This is a genomic window from Macellibacteroides fermentans (assembly GCF_013409575.1).
GTDB lineage: Bacteria > Bacteroidota > Bacteroidia > Bacteroidales > Tannerellaceae > Macellibacteroides > Macellibacteroides fermentans.
The window spans coordinates 255,782-274,930 of sequence record NZ_JACCCY010000004.1; the positions used below are offsets into that span (position 1 = coordinate 255,782).

Annotated in this window: 13 protein-coding genes; 2 read left to right on the forward strand and 11 right to left on the reverse strand. The window is 43.1% G+C overall.

Translation table 11 applies throughout. The annotated features are described in order from the left end of the window. Positions 1–7: 7 nt before the first annotated feature. Both F5613_RS13990 and F5613_RS13995 read right to left on the reverse strand, forming a co-directional pair. A complete protein-coding gene (locus F5613_RS13990; RefSeq protein WP_179400195.1) occupies positions 8–406 on the reverse strand; it encodes an ATP-binding protein in 399 nt (132 codons plus the stop codon). Next, a complete protein-coding gene (locus tag F5613_RS13995; protein WP_179400196.1) occupies positions 375–572 on the reverse strand; it encodes a hypothetical protein in 198 nt (65 codons plus the stop codon). Before F5613_RS13995 ends, F5613_RS13990 begins: the two co-directional genes overlap by 32 nt. A gap of 271 nt (positions 573–843) precedes the next feature. Here F5613_RS13995 and F5613_RS14000 point away from each other — a divergent pair, with 271 nt between their 5' ends. After that, positions 844–1,653 carry a polysaccharide biosynthesis/export family protein gene (locus tag F5613_RS14000; RefSeq protein ID WP_079682507.1) on the forward strand — a complete coding sequence of 270 codons (810 nt, stop codon included), beginning with the start codon at positions 844–846 and terminating at the stop codon, positions 1,651–1,653. Positions 1,654–1,680: 27 nt separating this feature from the next. After that, on the forward strand, positions 1,681–4,056 hold the full coding sequence (locus F5613_RS14005; protein WP_179400197.1) for a GumC family protein: 2,376 nt from the start codon (positions 1,681–1,683) through the stop codon (positions 4,054–4,056). Between the two features lie 239 nt (positions 4,057–4,295). Here the strand turns inward: F5613_RS14005 and F5613_RS14010 are convergent, their stop codons facing one another. From F5613_RS14010 to F5613_RS14050, 9 genes are all read right to left on the reverse strand, one after another. Further along, positions 4,296–5,567, reverse strand: a complete 1,272-nt coding sequence (locus F5613_RS14010) for a TolC family protein (protein WP_179400198.1) — start codon at positions 5,565–5,567, stop codon at positions 4,296–4,298. 2 nt (positions 5,568–5,569) lie between these two features. Continuing rightward, on the reverse strand, positions 5,570–8,620 hold the full coding sequence (locus tag F5613_RS14015; RefSeq protein ID WP_179400199.1) for an efflux RND transporter permease subunit: 3,051 nt from the start codon (positions 8,618–8,620) through the stop codon (positions 5,570–5,572). A gap of 12 nt (positions 8,621–8,632) precedes the next feature. After that, positions 8,633–9,685: an efflux RND transporter periplasmic adaptor subunit gene (locus tag F5613_RS14020; RefSeq protein ID WP_179400200.1), complete on the reverse strand. Its 1,053-nt coding sequence runs from the start codon at positions 9,683–9,685 to the stop codon at positions 8,633–8,635. Positions 9,686–9,845: 160 nt separating this feature from the next. Then, entirely contained in the window at positions 9,846–10,748 is a 903-nt protein-coding gene (locus tag F5613_RS14025) for an alkaline phosphatase (protein ID WP_179400201.1), read from the reverse strand. A 73-nt stretch (positions 10,749–10,821) separates the two neighbouring features. Continuing rightward, positions 10,822–12,126, reverse strand: a complete 1,305-nt coding sequence (locus F5613_RS14030; RefSeq protein ID WP_179400202.1) for a glycoside hydrolase family 16 protein — start codon at positions 12,124–12,126, stop codon at positions 10,822–10,824. Between the two features lie 83 nt (positions 12,127–12,209). After that, positions 12,210–13,694 (reverse strand): RagB/SusD family nutrient uptake outer membrane protein, encoded by a 1,485-nt coding sequence (locus F5613_RS14035; RefSeq protein ID WP_179400203.1) that lies wholly within the window; start codon positions 13,692–13,694, stop codon positions 12,210–12,212. 24 nt (positions 13,695–13,718) lie between these two features. Next, positions 13,719–17,108, reverse strand: coding sequence for a TonB-dependent receptor (locus F5613_RS14040; RefSeq protein WP_179400204.1), 3,390 nt, complete (start codon positions 17,106–17,108; stop codon positions 13,719–13,721). A 205-nt stretch (positions 17,109–17,313) separates the two neighbouring features. Continuing rightward, a complete protein-coding gene (locus tag F5613_RS14045) occupies positions 17,314–18,330 on the reverse strand; it encodes a FecR family protein (RefSeq protein WP_179400205.1) in 1,017 nt (338 codons plus the stop codon). Between the two features lie 67 nt (positions 18,331–18,397). Next, positions 18,398–18,997, reverse strand: a complete 600-nt coding sequence (locus F5613_RS14050) for an RNA polymerase sigma-70 factor (RefSeq protein WP_179400206.1) — start codon at positions 18,995–18,997, stop codon at positions 18,398–18,400. Between the last annotated feature and the right edge of the window lie 152 nt (positions 18,998–19,149).

The following is a 19,149-nucleotide window of genomic DNA, read 5'->3' on the forward strand; positions in this document are numbered from 1 at the left end:
AGGTATGTTAAAATCGTATTTGCAATACGGAAATACAAACCTCCGTGCCACAATCCTCTTTGCGGTTATCCACGGTAACAGTCAGCTTTTCCTTGTTCATTCCGTTCAGCACATCGGCTGTCTGGTATAACATCTTCAGGCCCGTACCTGTATTATATAAATTTTGTCCATGTGCCGGATAATATCCTAATCCATTGTCGCTCACGCATACCCTGATACCCCCGGTCTGTCTGCTCACGCAAATACGCAATCTTTTCTCCCCCTCTTTCAGCGAAAGACCGTGCTTGATGGCATTCTCCACCAGTATCTGTATAAACATAGCCGGCAACAATACCTTTTCGGGGTCAACCGACTCATCCAACATCCATTCAACTTCAAAATCGGGCCCCAGCCTTTTTCGTTCCACATCCAGGTAATAGCGTACAAAATCGAACTCTTCTTTCAGCGTAACCCCCAGTTTCTTTTGTTTTCAACGAATAAAGCTCGGCATCCGAAATTCCCAAAAAAGCAGCAAGCCTTTCTGCCGAAACACCCTCCAGTTGATTATAACCACTCTTTCCCTGATTTTTCATAGAATTGACATATTAAGGGCCTATTATCAGCTGAACTGTAAAAATAGTAATTCGAAAAGTAATAAACTATGTTATTTGGTGCGGAATATAGCCGGATAAACCTTCATTTTGCAAGATAGACCTGGTTTTAACAAAACTGAACAATCTGCATAGAATATTGTTCTTTATCAGATATAAATCCGACTGTATTTTTTAATGCAAAATCATGTTAAATCAAAAAAAATAGCTATATCTTTGCCTCACATATACTCATATAGAAACACAAACAAATATGAAAATCCTTAATTTATCACTTTTATCGGCCCTATGTATTTTACTCGCTTCCTGCGGGTCTACTAAGAATATACCCTATCTGGTGGATGCCGAACAACTTCCAGAAAAACAATTGAAAGAAACAGCTATGATCTACGAAGCCAAAATCATGCCCAAAGATATTCTTACGGTAACGGTAAATACCACCGTACCTGAAGCTGCCGTTCCTTTCAACCTGCCCCTGGCTCCGGCAAATACCGGATCCATCAATACCACCCAGCTCACTTACGGCGCAGGGTTGCAGAATTATATTGTCGACAATGCAGGGAACATCGAATTTCCGGTTTTGGGAACTCTTCATGTGGCTGGGCTGACTCGCGTACAGGTGCAAAATCTTATCAAAAGCAAGATATATCCGCAGTTTTTAAAGGAAGAGCCGGTTATCAACGTCCGCTTCCAGAACTATAAGATATCCGTTCTGGGTGAAGTGGCCCGTCCGGGTTCTTTCACAGCCACCAACGAGCAATGTACCCTTTTTGATGCTCTGGCTATGGCGGGCGACCTTACCATCTACGGTAAACGCGAAAACGTAATGCTTATCCGTGAGTATGCAGACGGAAGCAAAGCTGTATACCGTATAAACCTGCAAGACAAAGATCTGGTGCTTAATCCTCAGATTTATTACCTGCAGCAGAACGATGTGCTGATTATAGAACCCAACAAAACAAAAGCCCGGGCGGCAGGAATAGGTTCGTCCGAGACCTTCACCATATCAATAATATCAACCCTTATATCGGTGGCCACTCTTATTATCACAGCCACCCGTTAATTTATTATCAACCCAAAAGCAATTGGAATGCAACAAGATTTAAACAACGTCTCTGTAGTGCAGGATGAGGAACTGGACATCCGGAGTATCATATTTAAATATTTATCTTATTGGCGCTGGTTTATTGTCAGCATTGTATTTTTTACAATCGTAGGTTTTGTCTATCTTAAACGGCAGAATAATATCTACGAAAACAATGTAATCGTGCTTCTCAAAGACGAGAATACGGCTACCGAAGAGATGCTGCTCCTGCAGGATCTGGGCATGAGTGCCGGCAAGAACAATATCGAGAACGAAATCGCCCTCTTTAAATCGCCGGACCTTATCTCCAAAGCCGTAACCTCACTCGAACTGTACACCACCTACCGTAAGGTAACCCGCTGGAGTTTTAACGACAACGAACTGTACGGCAATGCCCCCCTTTACATCCGGTGGGAAGACATGGAACCTAAAAAGATTCCTGCACCGGTAACTTTTACCTTCACCCCTCAGGGCAAAGGTTTCGAGGTATCCGGTCAATACGAAGAAATACCTTTTCACGGACGAATCGACACCCTTCCGGTTTACCTCAAGCTTCCCATGGGGCGCTTCTATGTGAGCCGCAACAACGAGATTGATCCGGCTTATAAACAAGAACCCTATACCTTCGAGGCAACCATCTCTAATCCCTCTGTACAAGCCAGACGCTTGTCGGCCGAACTGAAGGTAACCCCGTCCGCCAAGCAATCGTCGGTTCTTACCCTCAGTATACAGAGTGAGATAAAGAAGAAGGGGCGCGACTTCCTGCAACAGTTGGTCAACTTCTATAACGAAGATGCCACCAACGATAAAAACATGGTAGCCCACAACACAGCCGTTTTCATTGAAGAGCGTATCAAGGAGATCTCTGTCGAGCTGGGAACCGTAGAAAAGCAGGTGGAAGATTTCCGTCAGCAGAAACAGATCACCGATATTCAGGCAGAGGCCCAGCTTTACCTGGGGCAGACCGGTCAGAACGAGCAGAAGCGCGTGGAGATAGAAACCCAGCTCAATCTTACCCGCTTTGTTGAAGACTTTATCGCCCGCCCGGCCAATGCCAACAAGCTTATCCCCAACCTGGGGGTGACCGATGCCGGACTGGTATCCGTAATCAACGAATACAACCAGCTGCTGCTAATGAAAGAGCGGCTCGAATCATCTTCGTCCGAAAGCAACCCTGCGTTGATCCAGATGAAGCAACAGGTGTCAGGCATGCGTCAGAGTATCCAGGCTTCACTGTCTAACGTGCGTCATGCTTCCGAAATAGCTCTGCGCGACCTCAACAGACAGAATACTGTAACCAATGCCCGTATCCAGGATATCCCAGCGGTGGAGCGCGAATATAAAGACATTTTGCGTCAGCAGGAGGTTAAGAACAACCTCTTTGTATTCCTGCTTCAAAAACGCGAAGAAACCGCCCTTACCCAGGCAGCTGTGGCACCCAAGGCCAAAATCGTGTCGGAACCCTATTCAAGCGATGTTCCTGTAGCCCCTAAGCGGGCTGTTATACTTCTGGCCTTCTTTTTGGTAGGCTGTGTCCTTCCGGTGGGAGCCATCTTCGTACGCGACCTCTTCCATACTTCCATCGAAAGCATGGACGACCTGGCACCGCTTAAAGATATTGATGTGATTGGCGATATTCAGGCAATCACCACCCCTATGGAAACTGCGCTGGTGGTACAGGCCAACGACGACAGTCCCGTTACCGAACTCTTCCGTACCCTGCGTAACAACCTGCTGTTTATGCTTAACGAGCCCAATAAGAAGGTGGTGATGGTCACCTCTACAGTTCCCGGCGAAGGAAAAACTTTTGTCAGTATCAATCTGGCACGTAGCCTCTCGTTGATGGATAAAAAGGTACTGCTTATCGGAGGCGATATCCGCAACCCTAAGCTATCTCACGATTTAGGTATCCCCAAGGTGAATATCGGATTCTCAACCTACCTGGCAGGTATGGCTCACGGTGTGGACCAAGTGACGGAGGTATTGTACCCCAACTTTCACATTATGCAGGCTGGTCCGGTACCCCCAAATCCCAATGAATTGCTATCCAAGCAAACATTGAACGACCTGTTTGACGGACTACGTGAAGAGTACGATTATATCATCATCGACTCGGCGCCGGTAGGTGTGGTGTCAGACTCCTTCATGCTCAACCGCGTGGCCGATGTAACCTTGTATGTAATGCGCGAACGTGTAACGCAGAAAGATGCCGTAAACTTTGTAAACAGCATCAAGCGCGACAACCGCCTTACCGGAGTCACTGTGGTGCTCAATGCCACCACCCCTCAGGGTAAATACGGCAGTTACAAATACGGCTACAAGTACTCGTACCGCTACGGTTACAGTCAGAAGTACGGTTACGGAAAATCCAAGAAAGCTTAAAAGCATATTTCATTCTATAAAGAAAAAGGCAGTTCAAACCGAACTGCCTTTTTCTTTATTAAATACTCTATAAATGCAAAGCATCCGATTCTCACGAACCGGATGCTCTTTATAACCAAAACCTTAACTATAAAAAATAACACTTATTGTGTTACTGTTTTTCTATGCCCCAAATGTATGAAACAATTTAATATTTTCAAACATTTTTTTTATGTTCTTCGACATGGAATAGATGCTTTTTAATAGGAAACAACCTTCTTGTATTCCGCTAAAGCCAGTTTATGTCCTAACCAAGCATTCACCACATTCGATTTGGCCTGCGTCCAGCTCAGCTGCGCAGACAGTACATCCACAATGCTGGCTTTCCCTTCATTATAGGTAAAGGTAACCAGATCCAGATTCTCCTCGGCAAGTCCGATATTCTCACGGGCTGTCCGCACCTGATTCATACTCTCCTGTATTTTAGCCCGAGCTCCGGCCAGCTCCTCCTTTATCTGATCTATAGCCAGACTCTCCTGCAGCTTTTGCGCCGTTACATACGCTTTATACTGTTTGTCGGTCTGCCGTCGTTCCCCCCAGTGAAATACCGGAAAACTCAGGTTCAGGCCGGTAATAGCAGCAAACGCGGGATCCAGTCCCAGGTTGGGCGAAGCAGAACCCCAGCCTCCGGTAACAAACATGGATAACTGAGGATTGAATTTACTAAGGACAGAGCTTCTTAGCGCCTCGCTTTTTCTAATATTAGCCTGTGCACTTTTAAATTCGGCCCTGCGCCCCAGTACCTCGTCCAATTCCAGAAATGCAGGTAAATCCATCTGTTCATCCATGCCTGCCAGTTCCTCCATCTTTTTTTCCGGATCTTCACCCATCAGGGTATGTAACCGGTACATAGATAACGTATGATTTTTCCGGGCTGTAATATACTGCAGTTCCGCCTCTTTTTGGCGCGTTGAGATCATCAGTAAATCCGTTTTGCTTATCAATCCGTCTTCAAACCGGTCCGATATCACCCGGTGCTGCTCCTCAACGATACGCCGGTATTCCTCTGCCGCATCCAGCAAAGCCTGCGTAGCCGCCGCCTGCCAGTAAACAGCTTCCGCCTGATATACAATCTGATCCATACTCAGCTCCTCGCTTAACTCAGCCAATAAAAGCTCTTCACTGGCCACCTTGTTCTGGGCTTTCACAGCTCCTCCCATATACAGCGGCTGACTCAATGTTAGCTGTCCGTAATAGGTATGGTTGTGGTATTCGCCAACGGCTCCGTCCCATTTGTCCAATTCTTTCAAATCAAGCGTACCTTGTGCACTGAAATCCAGTTTTGGGAGATACCCGGTACGGGCAATCCCTTTGGCAGCCGATGCTGCTATCTTGCTTTCGTGTGCCTGTTTAAGCACCTGGCTGTAGGCAAGCACCCGCTCCCGGTACATATCGGGAGTGAGTGAAACCTGCCCAATCAATACTTGGGTTAAACCCAATACCACACACACGATTATTAATTTCTTTTTCATATTCATTCTTTCGTGTTAGATTCATAAATGTGATGGATCGAGCAATACGCCACCGGAAGCACAAATAAAGTCAGCGCCGAAGCCACCAGCAATCCTCCCATGATGGTGGCTGCCATACCCCCGAACATGGCGTCGAACAGCAGAGGCAACATACCCAGAATGGTAGTCCCCGATGCCATGGCTACAGGCACAATACGGCTTGTGGTCGCAATGATCACCGCCTTGTATGGCTCAACCCCCTGTGCAACCTCCAGACCGATCTGGTCGATCAAAACAATTGAATTCTTGATATTCATCCCAATTAATCCGAGTACCCCCAGAATTGCAAAAAAGTCCAGCGTCTTCCCCATAACTACCAGTCCTAACACCACACCGATAAAGATGAGCGGTAGCATCAGTATAATCACTACCGGCTTCCGGTACGTTCTGAACAGCAGCAATAAGGTCACAAAAATCAGGAAGAAGGTAAGCGGCAGATTGGCTGCCAACGCTTTGTTACTGTCATCCTGACTCTCCTTCTCTCCAAAGTAGCGGATCGAATAACCTTCGGGCACTACAATATTCTTGTGAACCGCCTCCATCACCTCGTTAAAGGCCTCGGCCGAGTTCTTCCCCCGTACCGGATCGGCCTGTGCCATCATCAGTTTTTGCCGGTTGTACACCTTAACCACCGGAAATTCGAATAAAAGATCGAAGGCAGACACCACCTGCTCCAGACTTGTGGTCGTCTTCTGTGTCCCGAACACCGGCAACGTACGCATATTATTAATCTTAAACGAATCGATATTGCTTCCCTTAAGTAAAATAGGGATAGAGAGATCTCCCTCGCGGAATTCCCCCAACGGCATACCCGAAGTCCCTATCTGAATACTCTGCGCCATACTCTGCCTGCTCACCCCCAATGGGAGGGCCCGTGCCTGACTGAATTCCGGTTTCCACACCGGAACCTTGTTGCCCCACGAATTCCGGATATTCTTCAGGCCCGGATTCCGGTGCATCAGCTCCATGGTACGGTTGGTAAGCGCAACCAACGTATCGGTATTATTCCCTATAAATCCTATCTCGATGGTGGCATCCGTGGCGGGCGACAGCTTAAACAGCGTACTCCGTATAATTATATTGGGATAATTCTCCATCATGTACTTCTCGAAATTCGCCTCTGTTTTCTGTGTATCATCCGAATCGTGCAATTCAACCAGCACATTGGCAAAGTTCGGTTTAGGACCCACGCTAGTACTGGCCAGATAATAACGTAACGGCGAGCTACCCATGGTTACAGACACATGCTTCACTTTCGGGTTCTTCAACAGGTTGGCTTCAACCCGCTGCATATCACGCTCCACCTCCCTGATGCCGTATCCATCGGGGAAAAAGGCATCCGCCCTGAAGTAGGGCTTGTCCATCGTGGGGAAAAAATTCTGAGGCAGCAGCCCCATGGCGACCAGCGAAAGCACGAAGGCACCCACCACCACGCAAAGAGAAAGCACCCTTCGCCTGATCAGAAAAGCAAGTATTCTTTCAAATTTCTTATACAAAGGACGGTCGTAAGGATCCTTACCATCTTTGCTGGGCTGGTCCTTCAATATAAAATTGCCGAACGAGGTGGTCTGAGTAAGAGCAAGCAACCAACTTAATCCCAGCGAAATAGCCAGTACCACAAACAATGGTTTAACAATCTCGGCCACGGCAGCCGGAGCAAGGTACAACGGCAGGAAAGAACAAACCGCAATAAATGTAGCCCCCAGTAACCCCCAAACCGGTCCCATAGCACCGTCTATCAGCGCCTTGCGTCGTTCCACACCCCGGGCGATGGCAATCTGTGCATTATCAGTAACCACGATGGCATTGTCAACCAACATCCCCATGGCGATAATAAAACCGGCCAGCGACGTACGGTTTAGTCCCACTCCCAGCAGCGACATCACCAGCAAAGTGCCCCCGATAGAGAAAATCAGCGACGATCCTATCAGCATTCCCGCCCTGAACCCCATTACCAACATGATAATTACAATCACAATCAGCAGCGACTCAACCAGATTCAGGATAAACCCGTTGTTGGCCTCTTTGGCTATCACATTCTCAGGGTACAATGTAACCAGTTCGATGCCTGCAGGAATCAGCGACTCAATCTCGGCCAGTTTTGCCTCAACCAGATCGCCTGTTTTCACCACATCCTTCATCGGATCAGACGATATCCCTATCCCTATGGCCGGTTTACCGTCCACCCGCATCAAGGTTGAAGGCGGATTGAGGTATCCCTTTTCAATACGGGCAAAATCGCCCAACCGCACCGACTGCCCGTTGGCCGTAGGAATAAGCTGGTTGCTGATGTCGGCAATCGAGGTGTAAGTACCATCGGCAACCACCTTCAGCTGTTGCTGATCCGCCACAATTTCTCCTGCGTTTATAATCTGGTTCTGCGACTGCAGCAGCTGCCCCAGCATCTTCGGGTCCACCCCCATGGAAGCAAGTCTGTTTACCGATATAAACACATTCACCACCTCCGTCTGCACACCAAACAGACTTACCTTGGTAACTCCGTCTACTGTAACCACGTGTGTTTTAATCTCCTCCGCCCAATCACGCATCTCCTTGTAGGTAAATCCCTTATCGGCGGTAAGCGCATAGTAGATACCAAATACATCCCCAAAGTCGTCGTTTACAATAGGAACCGAAGCCCCAGAAGGTAACGAAGGCTGTATGTTAAGAACCTTACGTCTTAATTCATCCCATTTCTGCGGAATAGACGATGCCGGAAGCGAAGGCAGAAACTCCACATTCACCTTAGACATACCGTACATTGACTCCGACTTAATCTTATATACTCCACTCATACTCTGTACCTCGCGCGAGATAGGTTCGGTAACAAGCCGTTCCACCTCTTCCGGGGTAGCTCCCGCGAAGCGGGTCATAATCACTGCTGTCTTGATCACGAAAGGTGCATCCTCTTTTTTCCCCAGCCTGCCAAACGAAAAAATACCGCCAATAAGCAGAACAGCCAGGAAGAAATAGACCACCTTGGTATTATCCAACGAATATTTTGCCAGATTCATGCTCTATCCTCCCTAATTAACAGGTTTAACCAAACTTCCGTCTACCAGCTGATATACCCCGGCCGATACAATAACCTCTCCGGGAGTCAACCCTTCTGATACCAGAAACATGGCATCCCCGGTAGGAGATAGCACCTGCACCTGCCTGCGTTCCACCTTATTATCTTTCACCATCCACACATATCTGTTCTTAGTGGTGGGATCTTCGAATACAGCCGATAGGGGAATCGCTATACTTCCGCCCGGTATGAATGTCTCTACATTTGCGCTGAACTGAATATTACAGGTAAATCCCGGTTTAACATCATACACCTTACGGTCGAATGCCGGATCGTCAATCAGTACCGATACCGGAATCCCGGTACCATAGGTAGAGATATCCACAAACTCCTCCAGCGAAGCATTAAAGACATGCCCCTGAAACGCATCGAACTCCACTTTGAACGACTGCTTGTCGGACTTCAGCAGACTTACATATACGTCCGGCATGGTGAATTTGATACGCAATTTGTCAGTATTCACCAACGTTACTACAGAAGCACCCGAAGTAACCCGCTGGTAATTCTCAACCAGCCGCTTCTCGATGGATCCGGCAAACGGAGCATACAGCTTCGTATCCCGCATGTTGTTAGAAGATAATTCGTAGGCCGACTTACTCCGTTGGTAATTCGCCTCGCTAATCTCATATTCCTGTTTGGAAATGGCCTGCTTGGCTAAAAGGCGTTTATTCCGTTCCAGCTGCGCACCGGCCGTTTCGAATGTGGCTTTATCAGCTGCATACTGCAAAGCCAGGTCGCGGGGATCAATCTCGGCAATAAGCTGTCCTTTCTTTACCCGCTCCCCTTCAATTACAGGTAGGTTTATAATCTGCCCGTTTACCCTGAAGGCCAGATTTACAAAATCCACAGGCTCCACAATCCCCGAAAACTCTTTCCGGATATCGGAATAGGCTTCAACTGTGGCAATTTTAACAGGAATAATACGATCACCGTCTTTTGTTTTTGTTTGCGAACAAGCCATCAAGGCTGCGACGGATAGGATAGTAAATAAATGTTTTTTGTTCATAGATAAACAATCTTATATGGAAATTAGAAATATTAGAATGTATACTTAATATAACATTCCCATTATAATAATTGTTTGTAGAAAAGCTTATATCAAAAAACAAAAATACCCGGTTCTTTAGAGCCGGGTACCAGTATTAAGAAGGATTTCTTCTTCTAGCTTATCTGAAAACCTGACTCATAGGTCTTCCTATCCAGACCTGAGGTTGTTGTAACCCAAACAACGCAGCAATGGTCGAAGCACAGTCAAATTGCATCATACTTTCTTCAAACAAACCGCTTTTACGGATATTCTTGCCAGCAATAATAAAAGGTGTCTCCATCTCCATCATCGATTTTCCTCCGTGCCCTTTATCGATGCCACCGTGATCGGAAGTTACTATTATAACCGAATCATCGTAAATGCCCGCATCCTTCATGGCTGCAATGATTTTACCGATGTATGCGTCCAGTTCATTTAATTTTGCATAGTAAGCCTCCGTGTTGTGTCCGTCCTGATGTCCAACATGGTCCGGATTGTCAAAGCAAACGGCAGCCAATACAGGCTTCTTGTCCTTTATATATCTGCAGGCCATGTCACACAGAGCAGTAGGGTTTTTTGTATAATCGGGCGACTGCTCGTAATAATTAAGAGACAATGTGTCTACCAGATATTTGATGCCGTCCCATTCATACAGACAGCCTATTTCTGCTTTGGGATCGGCCTTTCTCAGTAACCCGAAAATAGTGGGAAAGATATTATTTTCGGTAACAACCCTCGACGGAAGTTCCGGAGTTTTCGACCCCCAATCCGTATACCCGTGCAATTCCGGACCGGCACCCATAAACATGGAAGCCCAATTCACCGCACTCGACGATGGAAGAACACTCCGCTTCTTCAAGGTATAAGCACCCTCCTGCATCAGCTTCTTAACATGAGGCATATCAGCTTTCTCCACACTGTAAGAACCCCATCCGTCCAAACCAATCAGAATTACATGGCCTGCTTTCCTGTTGGAAGCAAACACCGCCGATGAGAGCGTAAACAAGGCAATCACCATTGCCAGAACAAAACGTTTATTCATTTTTCTGTTATTTAGATTTATCTGTCAAATGTAATAATAAATGCGTTATAAGTTGGGAGGGTGTTAATATAGTTCAGGTTCTTTTTTTTATCATGACTTGATCTACTATAATATTTTGTTTGCTATTGTTTATTAAGATTACTTTAACGGTAGTTTTGTGGCCTTTATAATCATTCTCTGTTTTAAATGGTAATGTAAACGACTCAAAAAATGGTTTTATATTATATATAGCATCAAAATAGCCAACAACCTTGCTACTAACAGGTTTTAAATTTTCTACTCGAATCTTAAGATTGCCGGTATTACATGCCTGAAAATGTACATTGTAATTTTGAGTATGATCTAAATAAACCAATTGATATATGGAGTCTCCAGGAGCAATGCTTACTCCTTGCTTTCCGGAAATAACCTTTTCTTTTTCAATACCAGCTGAGCCTTCCCAGGGGAACAGTGAGTTACCGTACTCAAAATCACCATTTGGTAATTCGTTATTCTTTTCAAGATCCCATTGATAAAAACGGATATAATCTACCTCCATACTTGCCTTGCCTCCTTTTGCATAAATCCCCAGGTAAAGATTCATCATATGATTAGGCGATTTAATGTCAGAGGGATCCCACCATTCTTTAACCAACTTTCCATCAATATAAAATTTGAGCCCTGCAGGCGTCCATAACATACCATGGGTGATCCACTTATTTTGAAAATCTCCCGGCACAATATGATGTCCTATATTTTTTTTAAAAGTACCATCGGCAGCTACGTTTCCGTGTAAAACTATTTCTGTATTCAGGTATTCACAAAGATCAATTTCAAATACTTGCCCTGAAGGACGTATTCCTTCTACATCAATAGCATGATTCCCTTTCTCTATGAAGTACTTAAGATCTGGTCCCGGAGAGTCAAGCCAAAAAGCACCATTAACCATTTTTGCATCTTTTGATGCGTTTCTACGGATACGAGCCTCAATGTAACCACCAACAAAGTTGGCAGATAAACAGGTATCTCTATTCCAATCGTATGTTTGTATAGAAGATATTTTTCGTCCGGAAGGCCAATAAGCTTTTTCGGGGAACAGTTCATTCGTATATAAAACAAGAGTAGAGTCCGTAAAAAACATTGCAGGCATAGGCAGATTATTCTCTTTAAATGCCTCATAATTTGTTTTATCAATAAAATCCCATGTCGAATAATATTGAGTACTCCACTGGTTTGTATCTAACCTGCCCTCATTAAATTCGTCGTGCCAAACTAATTTCAATCCATCTGGCACATCTTTTTCAAGCTTTAGGCCGCAGTTGGAAATCGATGCAGGCTGACTTATACATTCAATAAATTTTCCGAATATTAAAAGGAATATAAAAAGTAGTCTGTGCATTATTTAAAGTTTATAAACAGGTCCCGCATATAAAAAACCAGCATATATGCCAGCAGAAGTGCGAGACCTGTTAGCTGTTATTATTAGTAGCCTGTATTCTGTATGATAATTCCCTTTCCTTCGTTAATTACACTTTGAGGTATAGGAAATAAAACATATTCGGGTTTGGTGGTTAATGATCCCCTATCCTTAGCGTATTGAATATACTTGCCATGACGAATCAAGTCGGACCGTCTAACCCCTTCAAACCAGAACTCGTGACCTCTTTCAAGCAATAATTTGTCCAAAAAATCATCAACAGATACAAACTGACTAGATGAATAAGCCTGCAAACCTGCACGAATACGAACACGATTGAGTAAACTAACAGCTTCTTGTGTAACAGCATTTCCATTACGCACAATAGCTTCGGAAAGTAATGTAATTACATCTGCGTATCGGTAGATTACCCAGTCAACCTGGCTTTCTTCTCCGGTTGCAATAGGATCTTCGCCGTACTTTACAGGAATAGCTCCTAGAAAAAGAACATTGTATTTATCCTTGTTAGCCTGATTATACCGGATTCCATCCGATCCTGTAAAATCGCCAACCAACACATCGAAACGGTTATCTTCTTTTTCAAAAGTGTTGTAAAACTCCCAAGGAACACGATAGCCATTCCATTTTTGAATACTCAGATTTTTAGTAGGGTATTGACTAGGTAGAGCATGTGCCAGCCAAAGTTGCTGATTTACACTCCTATCGGATTGGCATGCCCAAATAATCTCTGCATTTTTCTCATTTTCTAACGTAAAGATATCCTTATAACTGCTTTGTACCAAATCATATCCATATTCACTTTTGGTAAGCTCTCGCCCTATCTTTTCCGCTTTGTCCCATTGCTTCTCATGCATATAGAGTTTCATCAACACTGTATAGGCTAGTCCTTTTGTGAAACGACCATAATTTTGAGAATTTCTATCATAATTTGCAGGTAATACTTTAGCCGCTTCAAGTAATTCCATTTCAATAAATTTGACCATCTCTTCTTTTGTTGGTCGTGGAATTATTTTATCCTCCAGAGGATTTTTCAATTCATCAAGGGTGGCTACAGGAATCGGACCATACCAATCATATAGTAAATATGCAAGCCATCCTCTTCCACAATGTAGTTCCGCAAGGAAAATATTTTTCTTGTCCTCAGCCATTTCTATTTGCGAAACTCTTTCCATCGTGAGTGTCATTTTGCTGATGTCGCGAACATGATTGATATAAAATCTCCCTACGTAAGAATGATCAGGTGTCCATGCATGATCTGTAAGAGGTTCCCAAACAGTTCCACCCCATTGACAATCAGCTAAATCAGTCGTCATATCACCGATGATCTGAACTCCGGATGCAGTACTAAAAATACCACTATACCAATTAGATCTGAAGGGGGAATAGGCAGCAGATGTAACCAATGCATCAGCATCAACATCATTTACAGGAAATATTCCCGGATTAATTACATCATACATTTCCGATTCAAGATTCATACAAGAACTCATTGAACAGACTAATAAGAGAGAATATAATAACTTTTTCATAAAAAATCAATTAATAAGTTTTTGTCAGAAAGTAATATCAATTCCCAAACTGTAACTTCTTACATTTGGATATGCGTATGAATTTGTATCTGTTTCAGGATCCAACCCTTTATATGGTGTAATTGTGAATGGATTGTAAACATCTGCAAATACTCGTAAATTGGACAATATTCCGTTGCGTTTTAGTGGAATGTTATATCCAAGTGTAATGTTCCTCATTCGTAAGAACCATATCTTTTTGAAGTAATAATCACCTGTTCCATAAGAACTTTTATTCTGGAAGTACCCTGGAAGGTTACCGTTTGTGTTTTCGGAACTCCATACATCGTGTATTGCGGTTGTTTGGTTGTAACCTCTTCGTAGATCAGGAACCAGACCAATCCAGTTTGTTTGATAGCTACCTGATGATAATTTATCAAATTGACCGTATACATACAGGTTCAGATCAAAATTCTTGTATGTGAAAGTATTATTGAACCCAAATAAGTACCCAGGATCAGAAGATCCATAAAACACTTTGTCTGCATCATCTAATTTACCATCAGGGACACCGGATTTCATTGGTTTACCCGAATTATCAACCATAATTTTTCCATTGTTGTCCAACTTGAATCCATCAATATCCTTAATTTTTACCTGACCGGGAAGTGCACCAGGCATATGTTTAATTTGCTCATTTATTTGAACTAGTCCGTCAGACAAATATCCATACCAACCACGCATTGGGGCATTGTATATTGAATAGGCTGAGGGTTTCCAGCTAGGGTCACGTTCTTTCCATTTGTCTCTGTATAAAGAGAAGGTAAGATCGGATGACCAACTAAAATCTTTTGTTTCAACATTTCGAGTGTTTATTGTAAGTTCGAAACCCTGACTTTGGGTTTTCCCTACATTAGCTGCTATACGGTCAATTTCATGATAGGATAATAGCGGTCTTTCATTTAGTAAATCGGAAACTACTTTGTTGAAATATTCGGCAGTCAGATTTATACGATTATTTATAAAACCCAGATCTACTCCAATATTCCATTCTCTGGTTGTCTCCCATTTGAGGTTTGGATTTCCCATTTGCGATAAGTATACACCCTTATGTTCAGTGTCGCCAAAAGCATTGTTATTACCAACGCCGTAATAGCTGATTGCCCGGTTTCCAATATTCGAGTTACCGGTTTCTCCATAACTTATTCTAAGTTTACCATTGGATAATACATTTTTTGCCTTTTCCATAAATCCTTCTTCAAGGAAACGCCAACCTAAAGCAACAGAAGGAAAGTATCCCCACCGGTTGTTTTCCGATAAATTAGATGCTCCATCAGCTCGGAATGTAGCTGTAACAAGGTATTTACTCTGAAAAGAATAATTTAAGCGACTAAAGAACGAAGCCATCCTGTTTCGGGTAGCCCATGAGCCAACATTTGGTTTTGGAGCAGCCCCAGCTCCCAAATTATTAAAGAGGAACCCATCAATAAGAAAATTGTTGTTTCCGGCACTTAAACCTTCATTGTCGAAAATCTGATATGAATAACCTCCCAGTGCACTAAACGAATGTCCATTTGATTCAAATAGATAATTGGCTGTTAATTCAGTAAGATAATCGGATTTGTCTCCCTGCGAAACAGAGGCCTTTCCTCCCTCTTTAAATCCATATAATGTCGTTTTTGGCAAATAAGTCTTTCTTTTTTGATAATTACGGTCCAGTCCGAAATTAGCTTTGATTTTTAGATTTTTAATTGGTTCCGCTTCGATAAATACTGTGGCTAAAACCCTTTCCTTAATTGTTTTGTCGGTAATTTCTAAAAGTGAGACTGGGTTTGGCAAAAATGCTGCGGCATCATTGAGAACATAATTTCCATTTTCATCTTTGATCGGAATTAACGGATTAAACTGAGCAGCAGACACCATGATTCCGGCATATTCATTGCCCCCATCTCCTAATGACACATTATCATAGTTATTTCTCGACAGCGTAAGATTAATACCCGATTTGATATACTTACTTAATTTCTGATCCAAATTGATTCGGCCTGAAAATCTCTCCATCCCATTGTTTTTTACAATACCCTCTTGTTTGAAATAATTACCAGAAACAAGATATTGTGTATACTCATTTCCTCCATTCATCGAAATATTATGCTGGGTCTGATATCCCATCCGGGTAATCTCATCAAACCATTTTGTATTGTGGACAGGATTATTGATTTCATCATTCGAATACCTGGGTGAAAAAGGGGTAGATATTTCCGCTTCTGTTTTGCTGCCATATGGATATACTTTGTTATTGAGCTTCCAATCTTCTTTCAGATAAGTATTCGTATACTGCATAAACTCTTTGGCATCAAGTAAGTCATACGATTTCGCAATTTCCTGGACAGATGCACTACCAGAATATTTCACTTTGGGAGCTCCGCTTTTACCTCTTTTGGTCGTAACAATAATTACACCATTGCCGGCTCTTGCACCATAGATTGCTGTAGAGCTGGCATCTTTCAAAACTTCAATAGATTCTATATCATTAGGATTTATGGATGCAAGGATGTTGTCCTTTTTCCCATCACTGTAGCGATTTCCACTGTCCAGATTTCCCGGATCTGAGACAGGAAATCCATCGATGATAATTAATGGATCGTTACCTGCTTTATCGGATGAAGCTGCCCCACGGATTCGAAATTCAGTTCCCCCTCCTGGTTGAGCACTAACCGTGTTAACTTGTAAACCGGCTGCTTTTCCAGCCATTGCCTGACCGATTGAAGAGATTGTAGTAATTCGGGTATCATCCATTTTAACAGAAGAAATTGCTCCGGTTAAATCACTTTTCTTTTGTACGCCATAACCAATCACTACTACTTCATCCAGCGTTTTGGTATCCTCCTGCAATTTTATTGTAATTGAATTACGCCCGGACACGCTAACCTCCTGCGAATTAAAGCCGATATAGGAGATCAGCAATGTAGAGTTTTCGGCCACTTCCAGTTTGAAATTACCGTCTATATCGGTAATCGTACCGTTGGCAGCCATTCCTTTTTCGATTACATTGGCTCCAATCACAGGTACTCCGCCGGCATCCGTAACAACACCTGATATTTTTTTCTGTTTTTGCGGCACATTGTTTACGTTACTAGCTTTCTTTACAACGATGTTCTTTCCCTTTATCTCGTAACTTACATCCTGGCCGGATAGAATTTGTTTAACTACGGCATCCACTGGCTGGTCGGATGCTTCAATACTTATCTTTTTGCTGGTGTTCACATCACCCGATGAAAAAACAAACGAGTAACCGTTTTTTTCTTTCAGGGTTTCCATGGCCTGCTTAACTGTTGTGCTTTTTATATGCAGACTTACGTTTTGTGAAAAAATCAATGAGTTCAGGCAAAACAAAGCCAGGGTCACACAGATGACCTTTTTCTTTATTTTCATAAATTAATGAAATTTAGTTGAATAAAATCTTTAATAAATTCATTCCTGAAAGTTGAATCTTTATCTTTGTGGTTCCTTCAGGATTTGTGTAGCGCATGTCCGGAGAATTTGTAACCGGGAGATGAGTCAGATCTCCCGGTTCTTTTTTAGGGACACGAAGCAGTTTTTTTTAGGTTAACCAGTCTCTTTTTCTTCCATGTCCTCTCTACTTTAAAGTTATTACTATGTTGCGTTCACGTTTGCTATATGCAATTTTATCTGTCGAAGCCAGAATATTCAATATTTCGTCAATTGTTTGTTCTTTACGTACAAAGTTTCCGTAAAAACGATAATTGTTCAGCGTATCGTCGGCTATTTGTATATTTACATTGTAAGCACGTTCAAGCTCTTTGGCAATGTCGGGTAATAATTTCTCATCAAAAAAGAGATACCCTTTAGTCCATTCAGTAGCATACCCCGTTTTACCGCGAACCAACTGAGTTTTACCATTTCTCTTGTTCAGTACAATCTTCTCATCGGGTAGGAGAGGAAGCGTCTCTTCTCTATTTAAATGATTGATCATACTAACTTTCCCTTCCAGAAGACTAACCACGGCCTCGGCATCATCATCGTAGTTACGGAGGTTAAATGTCGTTCCCAATACCTCAACCGACAGTTCGCGGGCCTGAATCCTGAAAGGAAGATCTTTATTTTTAGTCACCTCAAAGTAACCCTCACCCGAAAGTTGTAAATTACGGTTATCCACACCGAATCCCTGCGAATAGATAATCTTTGATCCTGCATTCAGATGTACGCGCGTTCCGTCTGGCAGTCTAAGGATGCTGTTCGAACCCATCGGAACCTCCACCACCATATCCTGAAAACGGTTTCGCATTACGTTTCCCCCCTGCCAATAAGCAGAATATGTAACAAGCAGCAATAAAGCCACCACAGCTGCAGTATAGGCATATTTTTTCAAGATAAGCTTTCGCTCTTTCGATTGTTTTTGCTCCCTCACGCGGTTTAGAAATTTCTGAAAACCTTTATCGCTGTCAAAGGATGATGTATCTTTTGCACTTATAGAGGCAAGCCATATTTCTCTCCTTGTGTGAAAATAACGTTCGTTTTCGGCAGACGCATCAATCCACCTTTCCAGTTCCCGTTGCTCCTCTTCGTTTAGTCTGTGAGACAGGTATTCGGAAATAAGGTCATCCATACGTGTATTTTCTTCAGTTTGCTTCATAATTTTTGCCGCTTATTAATATAGACAGTTTAATAAAAGGGAGAGGGTAGTGGACCTCTGCTTTTTTTTAATTTATTTGCCGGAATGCAATAAGAAGGAGTAAAAGATACTTTGAAAGATCTGCGTTAAGACGAGACAGTGCCATTTTCATGTGATACTTTACCGTATTGACCGATATACCCAGTTCACGGGCAATGCATTCATAGGTCTTTTCCTCGAATCGACTTTTGATAAATACGGCGCGGCATTCATCGGGCAACCGGTTAATCGCCTGCCGGATCTCCTCTTCCAGCTCTTTCTCCAACAAAGATGCCAGTGGATAAGCATCGCTAAACAAGTTGGGATGCATTATGGAATCACCGTTCTCCTCTATAGTAGTGAAGCCCTCTTCCCATTGTTCCCGCTTAATATTGAGGTAATTGATACAACGGTTTCTTACTGCTCTTACCAGATAGCTTCGGATGGATATATTGATTTCCAGCGTTTCCCTTATTTCCCACACATGAAATAAGGTATCACCAACAATATTTTCGGCCATAAAAACATCACGAACAAACTCATTTGCCATTTTACAGAGCAATACATAGTGTTCGTCATACAAATATTTGTATGCTTTCTCATCACCCTGCTTTAGTAGGTCAACAATTATTTGTTCTTGTTTTTTCATCGCGCAAATATAGATTTATTTACAAATATATCCTTCACATCCTTCACTTATTTATGTAATGCGTTGTTTATGAGAAGGATATCTCCTTTGTTGCCGGAAATATCCTTCACTTTTTGGGGAATATCCTTCACTTTTGAAACGATATCCTTCAC

Bases quoted from the DNA above. Each gene is read 5' to 3' on its own strand.
- F5613_RS14040 (WP_179400204.1), bottom strand. From the start codon at position 17,108: ATGAAAATAAAGAAAAAGGTCATCTGTGTGACCCTGGCTTTGTTTTGC.
- F5613_RS13995 (WP_179400196.1), bottom strand. From the start codon at position 572: ATGAAAAATCAGGGAAAGAGTGGTTATAATCAACTGGAGGGTGTTTCG.
- F5613_RS14015 (WP_179400199.1), bottom strand. From the start codon at position 8,620: ATGAATCTGGCAAAATATTCGTTGGATAATACCAAGGTGGTCTATTTC.
- F5613_RS14010 (WP_179400198.1), bottom strand. From the start codon at position 5,567: ATGAAAAAGAAATTAATAATCGTGTGTGTGGTATTGGGTTTAACCCAA.
- F5613_RS14030 (WP_179400202.1), bottom strand. From the start codon at position 12,126: ATGCACAGACTACTTTTTATATTCCTTTTAATATTCGGAAAATTTATT.
- F5613_RS14005 (WP_179400197.1), top strand. From the start codon at position 1,681: ATGCAACAAGATTTAAACAACGTCTCTGTAGTGCAGGATGAGGAACTG.
- F5613_RS14045 (WP_179400205.1), bottom strand. From the start codon at position 18,330: ATGAAGCAAACTGAAGAAAATACACGTATGGATGACCTTATTTCCGAA.
- F5613_RS14050 (WP_179400206.1), bottom strand. From the start codon at position 18,997: ATGAAAAAACAAGAACAAATAATTGTTGACCTACTAAAGCAGGGTGAT.
- F5613_RS14035 (WP_179400203.1), bottom strand. From the start codon at position 13,694: ATGAAAAAGTTATTATATTCTCTCTTATTAGTCTGTTCAATGAGTTCT.
- F5613_RS14000 (WP_079682507.1), top strand. From the start codon at position 844: ATGAAAATCCTTAATTTATCACTTTTATCGGCCCTATGTATTTTACTC.
- F5613_RS14025 (WP_179400201.1), bottom strand. From the start codon at position 10,748: ATGAATAAACGTTTTGTTCTGGCAATGGTGATTGCCTTGTTTACGCTC.
- F5613_RS14020 (WP_179400200.1), bottom strand. From the start codon at position 9,685: ATGAACAAAAAACATTTATTTACTATCCTATCCGTCGCAGCCTTGATG.